Raw genomic sequence first — 17,211 nt, forward strand, 5'->3', positions numbered from 1 at the left:
GCCGCAGGCCCTCACCCAATCCTGCTTTTGTAACTTTGATGGAACCCCTCCCCATGAACGCTCCCACGATGGAAGGCTTGCGCCTGAACGTCCCGGCTTATGTCAAACACGCCCGGCTGATCGCCTGGGTGGCCGAAATCGCCGCCCTGACCGAGGCCGCCGACGTCTACTGGTGCGACGGCTCGCAGGCCGAGTACGAGCGCCTGTGCAACGAGTTGGTGGCCAAGGGCACCTTCAAGCGCCTGAACCCCGCCAAGCGCGCCAACAGCTTCCTGGCCTGCTCCGACCCGAGCGACGTGGCCCGCGTGGAAGACCGCACCTTCATTTGTAGCCGCGAGAAGGACCAAGCCGGCCCAACCAACAACTGGATGGCGCCCGACGAGATGCGCGCGCTGCTGCAAACGGGCCGCAGTGACGGAACCCCGGCCCTGTTCAAAGGCGCCATGAAGGGCCGCACCCTGTACGTGGTGCCCTTCAGCATGGGCCCGCTGGGCTCGCCCATCGCCCACATCGGCGTGGAGTTGAGCGACAGCGCCTACGTGGCCGTGAACATGAAGCTCATGACCCGCATGGGCAAGGGCGCCTTGGAAGTGCTGGGCGACGACGGCGACTTCGTGCCCTGCGTGCACACCGTGGGCGCGCCGCTGCAAGCCGGCCAGGCCGACAGCGCCTGGCCCTGCAACCCGACCACCAAGTACATCGTCCACTACCCCGAAACCCGCGAGATCTGGAGCTACGGCTCGGGCTACGGCGGCAACGCGCTGCTGGGCAAGAAGTGCTTCGCGCTGCGCATCGCCTCGACCATGGGCCGCGACCAGGGCTGGCTGGCCGAGCACATGCTCATCCTGGGCGTGACCAACCCGCAAGGCGTCAAGCGCCACGTGGCCGCCGCCTTCCCCAGCGCCTGCGGCAAGACCAACTTCGCCATGCTGATCCCGCCCGCGGGCTTCGACGGCTGGAAGGTCACCACCATCGGCGACGACATCGCCTGGATCAAGCCCGGTGCCGACGGCCGCCTGCGCGCCATCAACCCCGAGGCCGGTTACTTCGGCGTCGCCCCGGGCACGAACACCCTGACCAACCCGAACTGCATGGCCTCGCTGGACCGCGACGTGATCTTCACGAACGTGGCCCTGACCGACGACGGCGACGTCTGGTGGGAAGGCATGACGGCCGAGGCCCCGGCGCACCTGATCGACTGGCAGGGCAAGGACTGGACCCCGCACGACGCCAAGGTCGACGGCCGCAAGGCCGCGCACCCGAACGCGCGCTTCACCATCGCCGCGGCCAACAACCCGGCGCTGGACGCCGAGTGGGACAACCCCGAAGGCGTGGTGATCGACGCCTTCATCTTCGGCGGCCGCCGCAGCACCACGGTGCCGCTGGTCACCCAGGCCCGCAACTGGGTGGAAGGTGTGTACATGGCCGCCACCATGGGCAGCGAAACCACGGCCGCCGCGTTCGGCCAACAGGGCGTGGTGCGCCGCGACCCCTTCGCCATGCTGCCCTTCATGGGCTACAACATGAGCGACTACTTCGCCCACTGGCTGAAGATGGGCGCGCAACTCGGCGCCAAGGCCCCGGCCATCTTCTGCGTCAACTGGTTCCGCAAGGGCGCCGATGGCAAGTTCGTGTGGCCCGGCTACGGCGACAACATGCGCGTGCTGGCCTGGATGCTGGACCGCATCGACGGCAAGGCCGAAGGCAGCGAGAACGCCTTTGGCGTGTCGCCCAAGTACGACGAGATCAACTGGACCGGCTTGCCCTTCACGCACGCCCACTTCGAGACCGTCACGCACATCCACAAGGCCGACTGGACGGCCGAGATGAAGCTGCACGACGAGCTCTTCGCCCAGCTGGCCCTGCGCCTGCCGGCCGAACTGCCGGCCACCAAGGCCGCCATCGAACAGCGCCTGGGCGCGCTGTGATTCGGCGGGCCTGACGCCCGCCCCTTCAAAAACACCCGCCACGGCGGGTGTTTTCATTTCCAATCCCCCCATGGCCCAAGACCTCACCCCCAAAGAGTTCGACGAACTCGACGAATTGCTCGCCCACACCCCCGGCGACCTCGAAGCCATGGACGTCGCCATGCTCGACGGCTACCTCTGCGGCGTCCTGGTGCAGCCCGACGTGCTGCCCATGGCCGAATGGCTGCCCGCCGTGCTGGACGCCGAGTCCCGCCCGCTGCCTGCCGACGCCGACCCGGCCTGGCTCGCCCGCGTGCAGGCCCTGATCGAACGCCGCCACGCCGCCCTGCGCGAGGCCCTGGCCGACGAACAGTGGTTTGACCCGTTGGTGCTGCAGCTGGCCGACGACGCCGAGCCGGACCCCGAGGAGGACCCGGCCTTCACGGCGCTGCCGGCCGTCAGCAAGCCCTTGGTGCCTTTCGCCAGTGGCTTCGTCACCGCCATCAACGCCTTCCCCAACGGCCTGCTGAGCCTCACGCACGACGACATCCAGCAGGCCCTGGACCGCATCTGCCGCCACCTGCCCTCCACCACCGACGAAGAACGCGCCACCACCGCTGCGCTGGACGTGGACGTACCGCTCAAGACCCTGGACGACGCCGTCGAAGACCTGGTCATGGCCGTGGTCGACCTCGACGCCATCACCAGCAGCGAGCGCTTCCACGTCGAGCAGCGCGTGCGCGACACGCCCAAGGTGGGCCGCAACGACCCTTGCCCCTGCGGCAGCGGCAAGAAGTACAAGGCCTGCCACGGCAAGACCTGAACCTTGCAGCTCCAACTGCTGAGCGACCTGCACCTGGAGCGCCACCCGCACTTCCAGCCCCAGGTCGCCGCCGACACCCTGGTCCTGGCCGGCGACGTCGGCTCCTACCAAGCCGGTTCCCTGCTGGGCGCCTGGGGCCCCGAGGCCGATTGGGGCCTGGGCCGCTTTGCGCAAGGCTGGCAGCGGGTGCTGTACGTGCCCGGCAACCACGAGTACGACGGCCTGCCTTGGCCTGACACGCGCGAGCGACTGCGCGAGCGCGCCGAAACGCTCGGCCTGACCTGGCTGGACCGGGAAGTCGTGGTGATCGACGGCGTGCGCTTTGTCGGCTGCACGCTCTGGGCCGATTTCGACCTGCTCGTCGACCCCGGCTCGCCCATGGCGGCGCAACTCAAGGCGCGCGACAAGGCCTACCGGGCGGCGAACTTCTACCTGCGCAAGTACAGCGCGCTGGAGCACGGCGCCCCCATGCTGGCCGAGCGCCTGCGCGAGCTGGCCCTGGCCGACCAGGCCTGGTTGCGCGAGGCGCTGGCACAGCCCTTCGCGGGCAAGACCGTCGTCGTCACCCACTTCGCGCCCAGCGTCTTGAGCGCCGACCCGCGCTACGGCGCCGTGCCCGGCACCGCGGGCTTTTGCAGTGCGCTGGACGCGTTGCTGCCCCAGGCCGACCTGTGGCTGCACGGCCACCTGCACTGCGCCATCAACTACCGCGTGGGCCGCTGCTGCGTGGTGGCCAACCCTTTGGGCTACGCCACCAAGGGCGAGCAAGACGGATTCCAGCCCCGTTGTGTGCTGACGGTGTGAGCCGCGCCCCGCGCCTTTGACCGGCCGCAAGAAAAGGGAGTCGCTGCTGTCGCACACTGAAGCCTCACAAACGGAGGAGCCCCCGATGAAGATCCTTGTCGCCGTTGACGGCAGCGCCAGCACCAAGCGCGCCCTAGCCTACTTGGCCGCCCACGATGAATGGCTGGGCAGCCACCACCGCTACAGCCTGTTGCACGTCGTGCCGGCGGTGCCGCCCCGCGCCGCCGCGGTCATCGACAAGGCCACGCTCGCGGGCTACTACGCCGACGAATCGGAAAAGGTGTTCAAACCCCTGCGCACCTTCTTCGTGAAGCAAGGGCTGGACGCCGAGTACCTCAGCAAGGTGGGCCACGCGGCCGAGGTCATCAAGGCCGTCGCCACGAAAACCAAACCCGACCTGATCATGATGGGCACCCACGGCCACAGCGCGCTGGGCAACCTGGTGCTGGGCTCGGTCAGCACCAAAGTGCTGGCCCAAACGGACGTCCCGGTGCTGCTCATCCGCTGAGCGGCCTGCACACGGGCACAAAAAAACCGGGGCGCGCCCCGGTTTTCTTTTTCCCCACCGCGCTCAGTTGCTGTTGCGACGCTGACGCATCCAGGCCATGGGGTTGTCCAAGGGGGGGTGCGCGCGTTGGCTCTCCAGCAGGCCGTAGCCCGGCTGCGGCGCCTTGGGGTCGTCTTCGAGGCTGGCCTCCATGCCAAAGGCGGTGCCCATGTCGGCGGGGTCGGCCACCGGTCGCACGGCGGCGGGCGAGCGGCGCAGGAACTTCAGGGCGGGAGCGAAGCGCATGGGGTACCTCTTGAGTGCGGTGCTCGAACGACGGGAACTGTGGCAGACCCAGGTGACGACTTGATGGCATTGAGTGTGCCCACGGCCCCCCGCCGCACACACCCCCAAAAAGGGTGAGAACACCCGTTTGTTGGGAAAACCTCACGCCCATGCCGCCCTTGAATTCGGGGGGTGCACAACGGCATGGCCGCGGCCGTCGTTGACCGCCCCCTTTGGGCTAACGTGCCGGCATTGGGCTTGGCAAGGGCCGCGCGCTTGACCCGAGCGGCAGCGGCGCCTTGGGCCCCATCGCCCGCCACCCGCGGGCTTTGCATTCCCCGTTCAAGGAGATCCCATGAAAGTGGTGGTTCTGGGCGCCGGCATCGTCGGCGTCAGCACGGCCTGGTACCTGCTCGAGGCAGGGCACGAGGTCGTCCTCGTCGACCGGCAACCCGACGCCGCGCTGGAAACCAGCTACGCCAACGGCGCACAGATTTCGGTCAGCTTCTGCGAACCCTGGGCCAACGCCTGGGTGCCGATCAAGGTGGCCAAGTGGCTGCTGCGCGACGACTCGCCCCTGCTGTTCCGCCCCCGGCTGGAGCTGGCCCAGATGCGCTACGGCCTGGCCTTCTTGAAGGAATGCACGACGGCGGCCTTCGAGCGCAACGTCGAGGAGCTCGTCCAGCTCGGCCGCTACAGCCACGCCCGGCTCAAGGAGTTGGTCCCCGCCACGGGCATCGAGTACAACCGCCTGGAGAAGGGCATCCTGCACTTCTTCAGCAGCCAACAAGACTTTGACAACGGCGTGGCCGGCGCCGAGGTGATGCGCCGCCACGGCGTGGACCGCCGCGTGCTCAGCCGCGACGAGGTGCTCAAGGTCGAGCCTGCCTTGGCCACCTTCGGCCCCAACATCTTCGGCGGCACCTACACGCCCAGCGACGAATCGGGCGACGCCCTGGTCTTCACGCAGAAGCTGGCGCAAAAGTGCTTCGAGCGCGGCGCCGAGAAGCGCTTCAACACCCACATCCTGGCGCTGGAGCGCCAAGGCGGCGAACTCTCCGGCGTGCGCGTGCGCACGTCCGAAGGCCGCATCGAAACCCTCACCGCCGACGCCTACGTTGTGGCCCTGGCCAGCTACGCGCCGCAACTCGTCAACCCGGTGGCCGACTGCCTGAACATCTACCCGGCCAAGGGCTACTCGGCCACGCTGCGCTTGAAGCAACCCGAGAAGGCCAGCACCGTCAGCCTGCTGGACGACACCCGCAAGATCGCCATCAGCCGCTTGGGCGACCACGTGCGCATCGCCGGCACGGCCGAGCTGGCAGGGCTGGACACGGCCCTGAACACCCCCACCGCCCGCACCCGCTGCGAAGCCCTGGTGCGCCGCTACGAGGCCCTGTTCCCCGGCGTGGCCGACCTCAGCGAGCCGAACTTCTGGACCGGCCTGCGCCCGAGCACGCCGACCAACATCCCCTACATCGGGCGCAGCAAAAAGCTCAAGAAGCTGTGGCTCAACTGCGGTCACGGCACCCTGGGCTGGACGCACGGCGCCGGCAGCGGCCATGCCATGGCCGAGCTGATCAGCGGCCGCAAGCCGCCGACGGACTTTCGCTTCTACGGCGTCTGAAGCGGGCCATCAGGTGGGGCGCTGGCTGGCGCCCCACACGATGACGACCATGCCCAGCAGGGCCAGGGCCGCGCCGGCGAGGTCCGAGCCCGTGGGCCGGATGCCGTCCACCGCCCAAAGCCAACCCAGGGCCACCACCAGGTACACGCCGGCGTAAGCGGCGTACACGCGGCCCGAGGCGGTGGGATGCAGGCTCAACAGCCACACGAACAGCGCCAAGCTGGCGGCCGCTGGCAGCAGCCACCACGCAGGGGCCTGGCCCTGCAGCCAGCGGTAAGGCAGGTAGCAGCCGACGATCTCGGCCACGGCCGTCAGCGCGAAGAGGCCCAAGGTCTTGAGGTCGAACATGCGGCGGCCTGGGTCAACCGCCGGCCGCCGACTTCAGCGCCGTGACCTCGATCTCGATCTTCATGCGCGGGTCCAGCAGGCCCACGCACTGCATCGTGGCCGCGGGCCGGACCGCGCCCAGGTGCTTGCGCAGCACCGGCGCGCAGGCCGCGAAGTCGCGGGCCTCGGGCAGCAGGTAGGTCACCCGCACCACGTCGTTCAGGCTGGCGCCGGCCTGCGCGAGCGCGGCGGCGATGTTCTGAAAGCACTGCTCGGCCTGGACGGCCACGTCGTCCGAGATGGTCATCGTGGCGTAGTCGAAGCCGGTGGTGCCCGACACGAAGACCCAATCGCCCTGCACCACGGCGCGGCTGTAGGCGAGTTCGTGCTCGAAGGGAGAGCCGGAGGAGATGAGGGTGCGGGTCATGGCGAGGCGGGCAATGGCGACATCGCCATCCTAGAGAAGGGTTGCCGGCGGGTGCTCCCTAGAATCCGCGCCCTTTTTGTTTGGAGAGCCCCGTGGCCGCCCCCTCGTTTTGCGCCATCGACTTCGGCACCTCCAACTCGGCCGTGGCCCTGCCCCAGCGTGAGGGGCATGGCGAAGGCATGGCCCTGGTGCCGCTCGAAGGCACGGCGCTGACCATGCCCACGGCGGTCTTCTACTTCGCCGAAGGCGCGCACGACGCCGACGGCCCCCCGCGGGCCTTTGGCCGCGCGGCCCTGCGGGCCTACGTGGATGGGCACGACGGGCGCTTGATGCGCTCGATGAAGAGCATCCTCGGCAGCGACCTGCTCGACCAGCACACCGACGTGGGCGGCGGGCGCAGCGCCAAGTACGCCGACGTGGTGGCCGGCTACCTGAAGCGCTTGAAGCGCGTGGCCGAGGCCCAGCAAGGGCAGGCGCTGACGCACGCGGTGCTGGGCCGGCCGGTGTTCTTCGTGGACGAGGACCCGGCGCGCGACGCGCAGGCCCAGGCCGCGCTGGAAGCCGCCGCCCGTGCGGTGGGTTTTGCCGAGGTGGCCTTCCAGTTCGAACCCATCGCCGCGGCCTTCGATTACGAGCGCCAGACCCAGGCCGAGCAGTTGGTGCTGGTGGCCGACATCGGCGGCGGCACCTCCGACTTCTCGCTCGTGCGCGTGGGCCCCGACCGCATGGCGCGCGCCGACCGCCGCGACGACATCCTGGCGCACCACGGCCTGCATGTGGCCGGCACCGACTTCGACCGCCGCGTGGCGCTGGACGGCCCGATGCGCGCCCTGGGCCATGGCGCGCTGGGCCCGGCGCGCAGCGACGGCCCGCCGCGCGAGGTGCCCACGGGCATCACCTTCGACCTGGCCACCTGGCACCTGATCAACACCTGCTATACGCCCAGCGTGCTGGCCGAGATGCGCCAGCGCCGCGCCGATTACGCCGACCCGGCGCAGCACCGCCGCCTGATGACGGTGCTGGAAGATCACCTGGGCCACCACCTCGCCGACCAGGCCGAGGCCGGCAAGATCGCGTTGGGCGGCGCCGGCGACCTGGCCGACGCGCACGACTTCGACCTGACCCTCGTCGAGCGCAACCTGCATTGGCCCTACACGCGGGCGCAGTTGCAGGGCGCGCTGGCGGTGGACGTGGCCGCCATCGCCGACGCCGCCGCGCACACGGCCCAATTGGCCGGCGTGGCGCCCGCGCGCGTGGACGCGCTGTACTTCACCGGGGGCTCCACCGGCCTGGCGCTGCTGCGCGAGGCCATCGCCGCGAAGTTCCCCCGCGCCGCGCGGGTGCAGGGCGATGCCTTGGCCTCGGTGGGCCAGGGCTTGGGGCTGCACGCGCGCCGCGTGTTCGGCTGAGTCCCTGCGTGGGCCTCAAGCCCAGGGCGTCGCCCCCACGCCCAGAGCGCCCGCGGACATGAGCGCGACTCCGAGTGCCGCACTGCCGATCAGCCAGTGGCGTTGCCGCGCTGCCTGAATGCCGACGACGGCAGCGCCCATCGCCGCCACGGGGAGGAGCCAAAGCAGCGGAACAAGGCTGGGGATCAGCCCAAAGCTGGCCGCGCCAGGGTGGGCGCCGAAGGTGACGCCCAGGGGCACGCCCAAACCAACCCCTGCGAGAACCCCCAAGCCCACCACGGCCCAGGCCAAGTGAATGGATGGATTGAGCGCTTGGGCGGCATGGCTGCGGCGGAGCCGGCGGTAGGACCCCAGCAAGGCGGGCACCAAGACGCCGCCCAGAACCCACACCACCGAGCCACTCAGCAACAACACGACCCCCCAGGGCCAGCCACCGGATTGCAGGCGTGCGGCCGTCGCGATCAGTTCCGGCCTTGGCGCCACGTCGAGCACGAAATCGGGCGCGCTCATCGCAGCCAAGCAGGCTGTGTCCAAAGGTTGTTTGGGTTGGGTGATGAAGCGCGACACCAGACCGCGCGGACACTCGCCGGCGCCACGCACCACGTGAGCGGCCCGAGCCACGGTGATGGCGGTGGCGGCCGGGCCGATGGCTTGCGCGACCGCTGCACCGTCGGGCTGGAAGCCGTCGTAACCCGCCGACAGGACCAGCACGGGCACCGTGGTGTTGACGGGCAAGGTGGGCGGTGTACCAACGGCCCAGTTCGCGCAAGCGCCGTCTTGCACGCCCGTGAACATCGACATCCAGCTTGGGCCGCTGCCCGCGGCCACCGCGTGGTGCCGGGGGCGGTCGCGGCAGTCGGTGCCCATCAAGCCGGCCACAGAACCGCCGGCATGGGTCATGAAGTCGCCCATGAACAAGGGCAGGCCCAGAGCCGGGGCGAGGGCGTCGCCATCGCGGCGACCCAGGGCGTCCAAGAACCAAGGCACGGCACGGGCTGTGGCCTCGCTATAGAACAAGCCGTGCAGGGCGGTGCGCATGGCCAGTTCGTTGGCGACATAGCGTTGCCCCTGGAAGTGGAACTCCAAGGGCTGTGCGTCGAGGCCGGCCAAGGCCCCATCGGCTTGAGCGCGACTCAGGCCCGGAAAGCGTTGGGCGCATGCGGTGTCGGCCGCGCACTCCTCCAATAGCCGGTCGATGGCGCGGCCTTGGGCTTCGCGCACGGTGGGCACAAAGGCCTCAGGGGGGTAAAGCGAATCCAGCACCGCCGACTCGATGACCTCGGGGTGGCGGGCCAGGTAATCGGCCGCCACGGCGGTGCCGTAGGACATGCCGTACACGGCCCAACGCGCGATGCCAAGGGCTTGGCGAATGGCCTCGGCGTCGCCCACATTGCGTTCGGTGCCGAAATGCTCGGGCAACAGCCCCGCAGCGCGCATTTCGTCCCAGCACGCGTTGATGGCGGAGCGCCGCGCCGTGTCGGTGCGCTCGCCGCGCAGGGCGCCGACGCTGGCAACCATCAGGGCGCGGTAGGTGTTCTTGCAGAGGGCTGGGCCGGTACGGCCTCCCCCTCGCATGTCAAAGGCAATGCTGTCGCGACCCGGCACGAAGTCCTTGCTGCCCTGCCCCATGAACTTGACTTGCTCACCACCAGGGCCGCCATGCAAGATCAACAGCGGCGCTGCACCGGGTTTCGGTGCGGCGCTGCGTTTGACCACCACGGCCAAGTCGAAGTGGCCCGCCTCTGGGCGTGTCGGATCGCGCAGCACCCGAACCGTGCCGCAGCGCAGTCGCGTTCCGATCTCTGGGCTGGCGACGGGAATCTCACAAGGCCGTTCAGCGAAGCGGGGAGCACCCGTGGCTTGGGCGGCGTCGGCCGCCCCCCCCCCCGCCAGCGCGGTCGGCATGGCAAAAAAGGCCAGCCCAAGGCTGGCGACGACACACCGGACAAGCGAGCGAAGGAGGCAGAGGGGCGTCATGCCGTGAACCTCGGAACAAGGAGGCGGCAGGTTAGCGACGCGCGGGGCGCCCGCGCCAGCAGGCGATCCCGAGGATGCGGGAGGGGGTCGACCCTAGGCGCTAGCGCGCTGGGCTCAGAGCAGGGGCGCCACCGCCACGCGGTTGTGGCCCTGAGTTTGCGCACTCAGGCGGGCCGACTCGGCGTGCTGGTAAAGCTGGGTCTCGTTCCAGCGGTTGGCCGCCGTGGACACCGAGACGCCGATGGACACCGTGAGCGACACGCTCGCGCCCGCGCCCAACTCCAGCGGCTGGTTGGCCACGGCGGCCCGCAAAGCCTCGGCCACGGGCGCCGCGGCCTCTGGGGGGGTGTCGGGCAGCACCACGGCGAAGGTGTCGGGCCCGTAGCGGGCCACCACGTCGGAAGCGCGGACACGCTGTTGCAGGCGCTGCGCGCAGGCCTTGAGCACGCTGTCGATCACGCGCGGCGCGTGGTGGTGGTGCAGTTGGGCCATGCCGTCCAAGGTGATCAACAAGAAGGCCACCGGCTGGCCCTCGCGCTGACTGCGCGCCAGCGTGTGCTGCAACACCGGGTGCAGGCCCCTTCGGTTCAAGCAGCCGGTCACCTCGTCGTCGGCCAGTTGCTCGCTCAGGCCGGCGTGGCTGCGGTCCAGCAAGGCGATCAAAAAGATGACCGTGCCGGCCAGCAGGGGCAAGGCCAGCACGTGGCCCCAGGGCACCGACTGCTCGCTGGCGGGCTGGGCGCCCAGCCAAAGCGCCAACAGGGCCGTCAGGCCCAGCACGGCGGCCAGGCCGCGCACGCCCCCCGGCAGGTCGCGCCAGCGCGCCAACAAGAACACCGCCCCAGCGCCGGGCACCACGGCCAGCACACCGCCCAAGATGAAGCCCGACAGGGGCAAGGGCAAGCCCAAGGCCAGGGCCGAGGCCAAGGCACCGGCCGCGGCCAGGCCGATCTCGCGCGGCGCCAGGGCCTGCCCGGTGAAGCCCTGGCGCACGGCCACCGTCATGCCGGTGAGGCTGGCGAACAGCAGCACCCGGCCCACGGCCGCCGCGGCCAGGCTGCTGCCGGCGCTGCCCAGGGTGGCCAGCGCGCCCAGGCCCAACCACACGCCCAAGGTCCAGGTGCGCAGGCTGGGGCTGGCGGCGCGCGGGCGCCGGGCCAGCAACAGGGCCACGCTGACGAGGAAGACGGCGCTCAACAGGGCCAGGTCGAAACTCGGGAGGTGCAAGGTCATGCGCTGCACGATGCCACCAAGTGGCCGGGCCGGTGCTGCGGTGTTCCCCGGGGCACGTGGGGTCTTGCACGTTTCGCAGCAGCTCATGCCGCCCTTGACGGCGCCATCGCCGCGGGCCGCCAACAATGCAGGCCTGACGCCTTTGCCCTCGATGCCCTTGCCATGCCGCACTTGCCCAGCAAACTGCCGAACGCCGGCAACACGATCTTCTCGGTGATGTCCACCTTGGCCGCCCAGCACGGCGCGGTGAACCTGGGCCAGGGCTTCCCCGACTTTGGTGCCGACCCCGTCCTGCTGCAGGCGGTGACCGAGGCCATGGCCGCCGGTCATAACCAGTACCCGCCCATGCCCGGCGTGCCGGCCCTGCGCCAGGCCATCGCCAGCAAGCTGCTGGCCCTGTACGGCCAGGCCTACGACCCCGACACCGACATCACCGTCACCGCCGGCGGCACCCAGGGCCTGGCCACGGCCTTCCAGGCCTGCGTGGGAGCGGGCGACGAGGTGATCGTCATCGAGCCGGCCTACGACAGCTACGACCCCGCCATCCGCATGGCCGGCGGCGTGCCCGTGGGCGTGCCGATGACCGGCGACTACCGCATCGACTGGGACGCGGTGCAGGCCGCCATCACGCCGCGCACCCGGGCCCTCGTGCTGAACACGCCGCACAACCCCAGCGGCCGCATCGCCACGCGCGAGGACTTGCTCACGCTGCAGGCCCTGGCCGAGCACCACGACCTTTTCGTGGTCAGCGACGAGGTCTACGAGCACATGGTGTTCGACGGCGCCACGCACCACAGCGTGGCCGCCTTCCCCGGCCTGGCGGCGCGCAGCTTTTTGGTCAGCAGCTTCGGCAAGACCTTCCACGTCACCGGCTGGAAGGTGGGCTTCGTGGCCGCACCGCCCGCCTTGAGCGCGGCCTTCCGGCGCCTGCACCAGTACACGGTGTTCACCGTGCACACGCCCACCCAGCACGCGCTGGCCGCCTACCTGGCCAACCCGTCCCCTTGGCAGGGCTTGAGCGCCTTCTACCAAGCCAAGCGCGACGCCTTCCGCGCCGCGTTGGCGGCCACGCCACTGCAGCTCTTGCCCTGCGAGGGCACCTACTTCCAGACGGTGGACTACAGCGCCATCTCGGCCCTGCCCGAGGCCGAGTTCGCCCGGGTGCTGACGACCGAAGTGGGCGTGGCCGCCATCCCCCTGTCGGTCTTCTACCAACGGCCGCAAGAGCGGCAGCACGTGCGTTTTTGCTTCGCCAAGAAGCCCGAAACCCTGGCCCTGGCGGCCGAGCGACTCGCGAAGCTGGCGTGAGCCCGTTCACCGCCTTGGCGCTGGCCGCCGTGCGGGCTTACCAGCGCTGGGTGTCGCCCTACAAGGGCTTTGCCTGCGCCCACCGCGTGCACCTGGGCGGGCCCAGCTGTTCGGCTGTGGGCGCGCGGCTGCTGCGCCGCTTTGGCGTGTGGAACGGCTGGCCGCTGCTGCGCCAGCGCTTGCGCGCCTGTGGCGACGTGCACCGCGACCACCACGGCATTCGTCAGGGCGCTCCACGGCGCTGGTTCACGGGCTTGGTGCTGCGCCAGCGGGGCGACTGCGACCTGCCTTGCGACTTCGACGCTTGCGACGGCCCAGGACGCGGCTGGGCCCTGGACTGCTGCGATTGCGGCTGCGACCTGTTCGACTGGGGCGGCCGCAAGAAGCGCGACGAGCGCCGCACGGCGCGCAAAAAAACGCGGGCGCTGTAGGGCGGCTCAGCGCCGCGGCGGGCGTCCGCCTCCGCCACCGCCGCCCGAACGCGGCGGGCCGCCGGGGCGGCGTGGGCCGCTCTTGTGGGGGGCCTTCTGCGGCCCTTTTTGTGGACGCGACACATCGGCCAGCAGCAGCGAGTGCGACACCAGCACCTCCACCGCCTCGCTCAGGTGCGCGGCGGGCTCGATGGCCTCGATGGCCTCCAGCAGCTCGTCGGCGTCCTCGAGGTCCTCGGGGTCCAAGAACTGGTAGATGCCGGCCAGGCCCTCGAGCAGCTCGGCGTTGTTGCAGGCCATCAGGCCGCGCGGGAAGGCGTCGGCCCCCAGCGCAAAGCCCGCCACCCAGGGGTAGACCGCGGCCAGGATGGTTTCCCAGTCTTCGGGGTCGGCGTCGTCGCCGTCCTCGTCCACGGGTTCGAAGACCCAGGGGTCGAACCACTGCCGGTGGCGGATGGCGGCGTCCAGCTGCTGCAGCCGGCGCATGGCCAGGGCCCGGATGGGCTCGGCGTTGTAGCCCACGGGCGGCGCGCGGCCGTCCTCGCTGTCCAGCACCCAGCGCAGCCACTCGGCCGGCGGCGGGGCCTTGGGCTGCAAGGCCACGGCGGTGAGGTAGCCGTCGAGCATGGACACGTCCAGCGGCTCCAGCGGGGCGGGCACGTCGTCCAGCAGGGCTTGCAGGGCATCGAGGTCGAGGGGGGCGTCGGCTTGCATCCTGGGATTGTCCCGGCATGACGCTCGGCACGGCGGGCTTTGGCCCCAACAATCGCCGCTTTCGTCACAGCGACCCCCGACACCCCATGTCTTTCACCGCTCGCTTCACCGCCGCCGCCCTGGCAGCCATCGCCGCGCTCGCCAGCGCGCCCGCCCAGGCCGCCACCCAAGGCTTCTACCGCCAGCCCGCCGCCCAAGGCGACCTGCTCGTGTTCCTGAGCCAGGGCGACCTGTGGCGCGTCAACGGCGGTGGGGGCACGGCCGTGCGCCTGACCACCCACGCCGGGGCCGAGATCAGCCCGGTGCTGCTGCCCGACGGCCAGACCCTGGCCTTCGTGGGCCAGCTGGAAAGCGCGGGCGACGTATACACGATGCCGATCACCGGCGGCGCGCCGCAGCGCCGCACTTGGCTGGGTAGCGCACAAGTGCGCGTGTGGGGCGCCGACCGCGAGGGCAACCTGCTCGTCACCGCCCCGGCCACCGACGGCCGCCCCGTGAGCACCGGCTACCGCCTGGTGGGCAAGGACCTGCAACCTTTGCCCGTGGGCGACGCCAACGACCTGGCCTTGAGCCTGGACGGCCGCACCCTGTACTTCACCCGCCACGGCCTGCGCGGCGACAACGCCAAGGGCTACCGCGGCGGCGCGCTGGCGCAAATTTGGGCGCTGGACCTGCAAGGCCAAGACGAGGCCCGCCCGCTGCTGGGCGCCGACTTCCCGCGCAGCAACGCCAAGCGCCCGATGGCCTACCGCGACCGCGACGGGCAAGAGCGCCTCGCCTTCCTGAGCGACCGCGACGGCTTCTTCAACGTCTGGTCCGTCAAGCCCGACGGCAGCGGCGCCAAGGCCCACACGGCTTGGAAGGACTTCGACGTGCGCAGCGCCAGCATCAGCGGCCCGCAGGTGGTGGTGGCGCGCGGCGCCGACCTGCACCGCGTGAGCCTGCTGGCCGAGGGCGCGCAGCAGCCGCCTGCCCTGCCCATCGCCTTGCTCAGCGACGACACCGCGGCCAACACGCCGCGCTGGATCAAGCGCCCGCAGGACTTCCTGACCGAGCTGAGCCTGAGCCCCACGGGCGAGCGCGTGCTGCTGGGCGTGCGCGGCCGCTTGGCCACGCAAGGCACGCAGGGCCTGCGCCGCGCCGAGCTGCAGCAGCCCGAGGGCTCGCGCTGCCGCGACGCCGCTTTCAGCAGCGACGGCAAGCGCGTGTTCGCGCTGTGCGACTTCAGCGGCGAGGTGGAGCTGTGGCAACTGGACGCCCTGGGCGGCCCGGGCCGCCAGCAGCTGACCCAAGGCGGCCAGGTGGTGCGCACCGGCTTGACCCCCTCGCCCGACGGGCGCTACGTGGCCCACACCGACCTGGCCGGCGCCCTGTACCTGACCGACCTGAAGGCCGAAGGCGGCCCCAAGACCCGCGAACTCGACCGCGCGGGCCGCGGCGGCATCGGCAACCTGGCCTGGCACCCCGACAGCCAAGCCCTGGTCTACAGCAAGAGTGGCACCATCGGCTTCCGCGGCCAACTGTGGCTGCACCCGCTGCAAGGCCAGCCCGTGGCGCTGACCAGCTCCCGCTTCGACAGCGGCGACGCCGCCTTCAGCCCCGACGGGCAGTGGCTGTACTTCGCCAGCCGCCGCCACTTCGCCACCCAGCCGGGCAGCAGCGTCTGGGCCGACCGCAACATGGGCCCGGCTTTCGAGCCCGGCGAGAAGGTCTTCGCGCTGGCCCTGCAGCCGGGGCTGCGCCTGCCCACCGCCGCCAAGGACGAGCTGCCGAGCCCCCCGCCCAAGGCCGAGGCCAAGCCAGACGCCAAAGCCGACGGCAAGGCCGATCCCAAGGCCGACGCCAAGGCCGCCGACGCCAAGAAGGACGCCAAGCCGGCGTTGCCCAAGATCGTGCTGGAGGGCCTGGCCGAGCGCCTGTTCGAGCTGCCCATTCCCCCCGGCCGCGTGAGCGACCTGGCCGCCGACGGCAAGCGCCTGTGGTGGCGCGAGGCCGACGGCTTTGCGGCCGGTGCGCTCAAGACCCTGGCCCTCGAGCCGGGCGCCGTGCCCGACACCCACAGCGAGCGCGTGCGCCGCTTTGCCCTCACGCCCAGCGGCAAGCACCTGCTGGTGCAGCGCGATGCCGCCCCGGGCAGTGCGCCCGAGGTGCTGCTGCTCGACGCCGCGCCCAAGCCCCCGGCCGACCTGGCCAAGGCCACCGTGCGCTGGAGCGATTGGCAGATCAGCCTCACGCCGCGCCAAGAGTGGCAGCAACTGTTCGACGACGCCTGGCGCTTGTCGCGCGACCACTTCTACGACGCCCAACTGCACGGCGTGAATTGGAAGGCCAGCCGCGAGCGCCATGCCGCCCTGCTGCCGCGCGTGGGCGACCGCGCCGAGCTCGCCGACCTGATGGGCCAAATGGCCAGCGACCTGAACCTGCTGCACAGCCAAGTCGGCGTCGGCGACCTGCCGGCGCAGGCGGAGGAACCGCCGGCCATCGCCGGCCTCGGCGCCAAGCTGGCGGCGCACGCGCAAGGCGCGCGCATCGAGCGCCTGTACCGCGGCGACCCCGAGCTCATCACCGACCGCGGCCCCTTGCTGGCCCCGGGCCTGGACGTGCGCGACGGCGACGTCATCACCGCCGTGAACGGCCGGCCCATGCGCTGGCCCGAGGGCGTCACCCTGCTGCAAGGCGAGGCCGGCAAGCAGGTGCGCCTGGAGTTGCTGCGCGGCACGGAGCGCCGCAGCCTCATCGTCACGCCGGTGGACCCGCGCCGCGAAAGCGACCTGCGCTACAACGACTGGCGCCACGCCCGCGCCCAGGCCGTGGACAAGGCCAGCAACGGCCGCATCGGTTACCTGCACTTGCGCGCGATGGGGCCGGGCGACGTGGCCGACTTCGCCAAGGACTTCTACGCCCAGTTGGACAAAGAGGCCCTGGTCATCGACGTGCGCTTCAACAACGGCGGCAACATCGACAGCTGGATCTTGGAAAAGCTGCTGCGCCGTGCCTGGGCCTGGTGGCAGCCCCGCCACCCGGCCGGCGGCGACACCTACCCCAACATGCAGAACAGCTTCAGCGGCCCGCTGGCCGTGCTGGCCAACGAGAACACCTACAGCGACGGCGAGACCTTCGCCGAAGGCTTCAAGCGCCTCAAGCTGGGGCCGGTGTTCGGCAAGACCACCAGCGGCGCCGGCGTGTGGCTGAGCGACCGCAACCGCCTGATGGACAACGGCATCGTGCGCGCGGCCGAAACCGCGCAGGTCGACGCCAACGGCCACATCTTGGTGGAAGGCGTGGGCGTGACGCCCGACGTCGAGGTGGACAACCCGCCGCGCGACACCGCCAAGGGCGGCGACGCCCAACTGCAAGCCGCCGTGGCCGCGCTGATGAAGCAACTGCCGGCCAGCACCCCGGCACAGCGCACGCCCCGCGTGAAGGCCTACCCCGACCTGAAGCGCTGAGCA

General features: G+C 70.7%; 15 protein-coding genes. 9 read left to right on the forward strand and 6 right to left on the reverse strand.

The annotated features are described in order from the left end of the window. The first annotated feature begins 53 nt into the window (after positions 1–53). The 4 genes from EOD73_RS11945 (at position 54) to EOD73_RS11960 (ending at position 4,042) form a co-directional block, all read left to right on the forward strand. Positions 54–1,928, forward strand: coding sequence for a phosphoenolpyruvate carboxykinase (GTP) (locus tag EOD73_RS11945; protein ID WP_127683237.1), 1,875 nt, complete (start codon positions 54–56; stop codon positions 1,926–1,928). A 70-nt stretch (positions 1,929–1,998) separates the two neighbouring features. Beyond that, a complete protein-coding gene (locus EOD73_RS11950) occupies positions 1,999–2,730 on the forward strand; it encodes a UPF0149 family protein (protein WP_127683238.1) in 732 nt (243 codons plus the stop codon). Positions 2,731–2,733: 3 nt separating this feature from the next. Continuing rightward, entirely contained in the window at positions 2,734–3,534 is an 801-nt protein-coding gene (locus EOD73_RS11955; protein ID WP_127683239.1) for a metallophosphoesterase, read from the forward strand. Between the two features lie 85 nt (positions 3,535–3,619). After that, a complete protein-coding gene (locus tag EOD73_RS11960) occupies positions 3,620–4,042 on the forward strand; it encodes a universal stress protein (RefSeq protein WP_127683240.1) in 423 nt (140 codons plus the stop codon). Between the two features lie 63 nt (positions 4,043–4,105). Here the strand turns inward: EOD73_RS11960 and EOD73_RS11965 are convergent, their stop codons facing one another. Then, the gene (locus EOD73_RS11965) at positions 4,106–4,327 is read right to left on the reverse strand and encodes a hypothetical protein (protein ID WP_127683241.1); all 222 of its coding nucleotides are present in this window, start codon (positions 4,325–4,327) and stop codon (positions 4,106–4,108) included. A gap of 334 nt (positions 4,328–4,661) precedes the next feature. Between EOD73_RS11965 and EOD73_RS11970 the strand changes: the two genes are divergently transcribed. Beyond that, complete coding sequence (locus EOD73_RS11970) at positions 4,662–5,933, forward strand: D-amino acid dehydrogenase (protein ID WP_127683242.1); 1,272 nt, start codon at positions 4,662–4,664, stop codon at positions 5,931–5,933. Between the two features lie 9 nt (positions 5,934–5,942). Here the strand turns inward: EOD73_RS11970 and EOD73_RS11975 are convergent, their stop codons facing one another. Together EOD73_RS11975 and EOD73_RS11980 are read right to left on the reverse strand one after the other, a co-directional pair. Then, complete coding sequence (locus EOD73_RS11975) at positions 5,943–6,281, reverse strand: YnfA family protein (protein WP_127683243.1); 339 nt, start codon at positions 6,279–6,281, stop codon at positions 5,943–5,945. 13 nt (positions 6,282–6,294) lie between these two features. Continuing rightward, positions 6,295–6,687, reverse strand: a complete 393-nt coding sequence (locus tag EOD73_RS11980) for a RidA family protein (RefSeq protein WP_127683244.1) — start codon at positions 6,685–6,687, stop codon at positions 6,295–6,297. A gap of 92 nt (positions 6,688–6,779) precedes the next feature. On the opposite strand from EOD73_RS11980, the gene EOD73_RS11985 reads away from it, so the two are divergent. Continuing rightward, a complete protein-coding gene (locus EOD73_RS11985) occupies positions 6,780–8,096 on the forward strand; it encodes an Hsp70 family protein (RefSeq protein ID WP_240660699.1) in 1,317 nt (438 codons plus the stop codon). Positions 8,097–8,111: 15 nt separating this feature from the next. Here the strand turns inward: EOD73_RS11985 and EOD73_RS11990 are convergent, their stop codons facing one another. Together EOD73_RS11990 and EOD73_RS11995 are read right to left on the reverse strand one after the other, a co-directional pair. After that, positions 8,112–10,001, reverse strand: a complete 1,890-nt coding sequence (locus EOD73_RS11990; protein WP_164846054.1) for an alpha/beta fold hydrolase — start codon at positions 9,999–10,001, stop codon at positions 8,112–8,114. Positions 10,002–10,187: 186 nt separating this feature from the next. Beyond that, positions 10,188–11,306, reverse strand: coding sequence for a GGDEF domain-containing protein (locus EOD73_RS11995; RefSeq protein ID WP_164846055.1), 1,119 nt, complete (start codon positions 11,304–11,306; stop codon positions 10,188–10,190). A gap of 162 nt (positions 11,307–11,468) precedes the next feature. Between EOD73_RS11995 and EOD73_RS12000 the strand changes: the two genes are divergently transcribed. Together EOD73_RS12000 and yidD are read left to right on the forward strand one after the other, a co-directional pair. Next, complete coding sequence (locus tag EOD73_RS12000) at positions 11,469–12,614, forward strand: methionine aminotransferase (protein WP_127683247.1); 1,146 nt, start codon at positions 11,469–11,471, stop codon at positions 12,612–12,614. Further along, entirely contained in the window at positions 12,611–13,045 is a 435-nt protein-coding gene (yidD, locus tag EOD73_RS12005) for a membrane protein insertion efficiency factor YidD (RefSeq protein ID WP_164846056.1), read from the forward strand. Before EOD73_RS12000 ends, yidD begins: the two co-directional genes overlap by 4 nt. A gap of 6 nt (positions 13,046–13,051) precedes the next feature. On the opposite strand, the gene EOD73_RS12010 is transcribed toward yidD, so the two are convergent. After that, entirely contained in the window at positions 13,052–13,759 is a 708-nt protein-coding gene (locus EOD73_RS12010) for a YecA/YgfB family protein (RefSeq protein WP_127683249.1), read from the reverse strand. An 86-nt stretch (positions 13,760–13,845) separates the two neighbouring features. Between EOD73_RS12010 and EOD73_RS12015 the strand changes: the two genes are divergently transcribed. Beyond that, a complete protein-coding gene (locus EOD73_RS12015) occupies positions 13,846–17,208 on the forward strand; it encodes a S41 family peptidase (RefSeq protein WP_164846057.1) in 3,363 nt (1,120 codons plus the stop codon). Positions 17,209–17,211: the final 3 nt, after the last annotated feature.

It is taken from the genome of Inhella crocodyli (assembly GCF_004004565.1).
Classification (GTDB): Bacteria; Pseudomonadota; Gammaproteobacteria; order Burkholderiales; family Burkholderiaceae_C; genus Inhella; species Inhella crocodyli.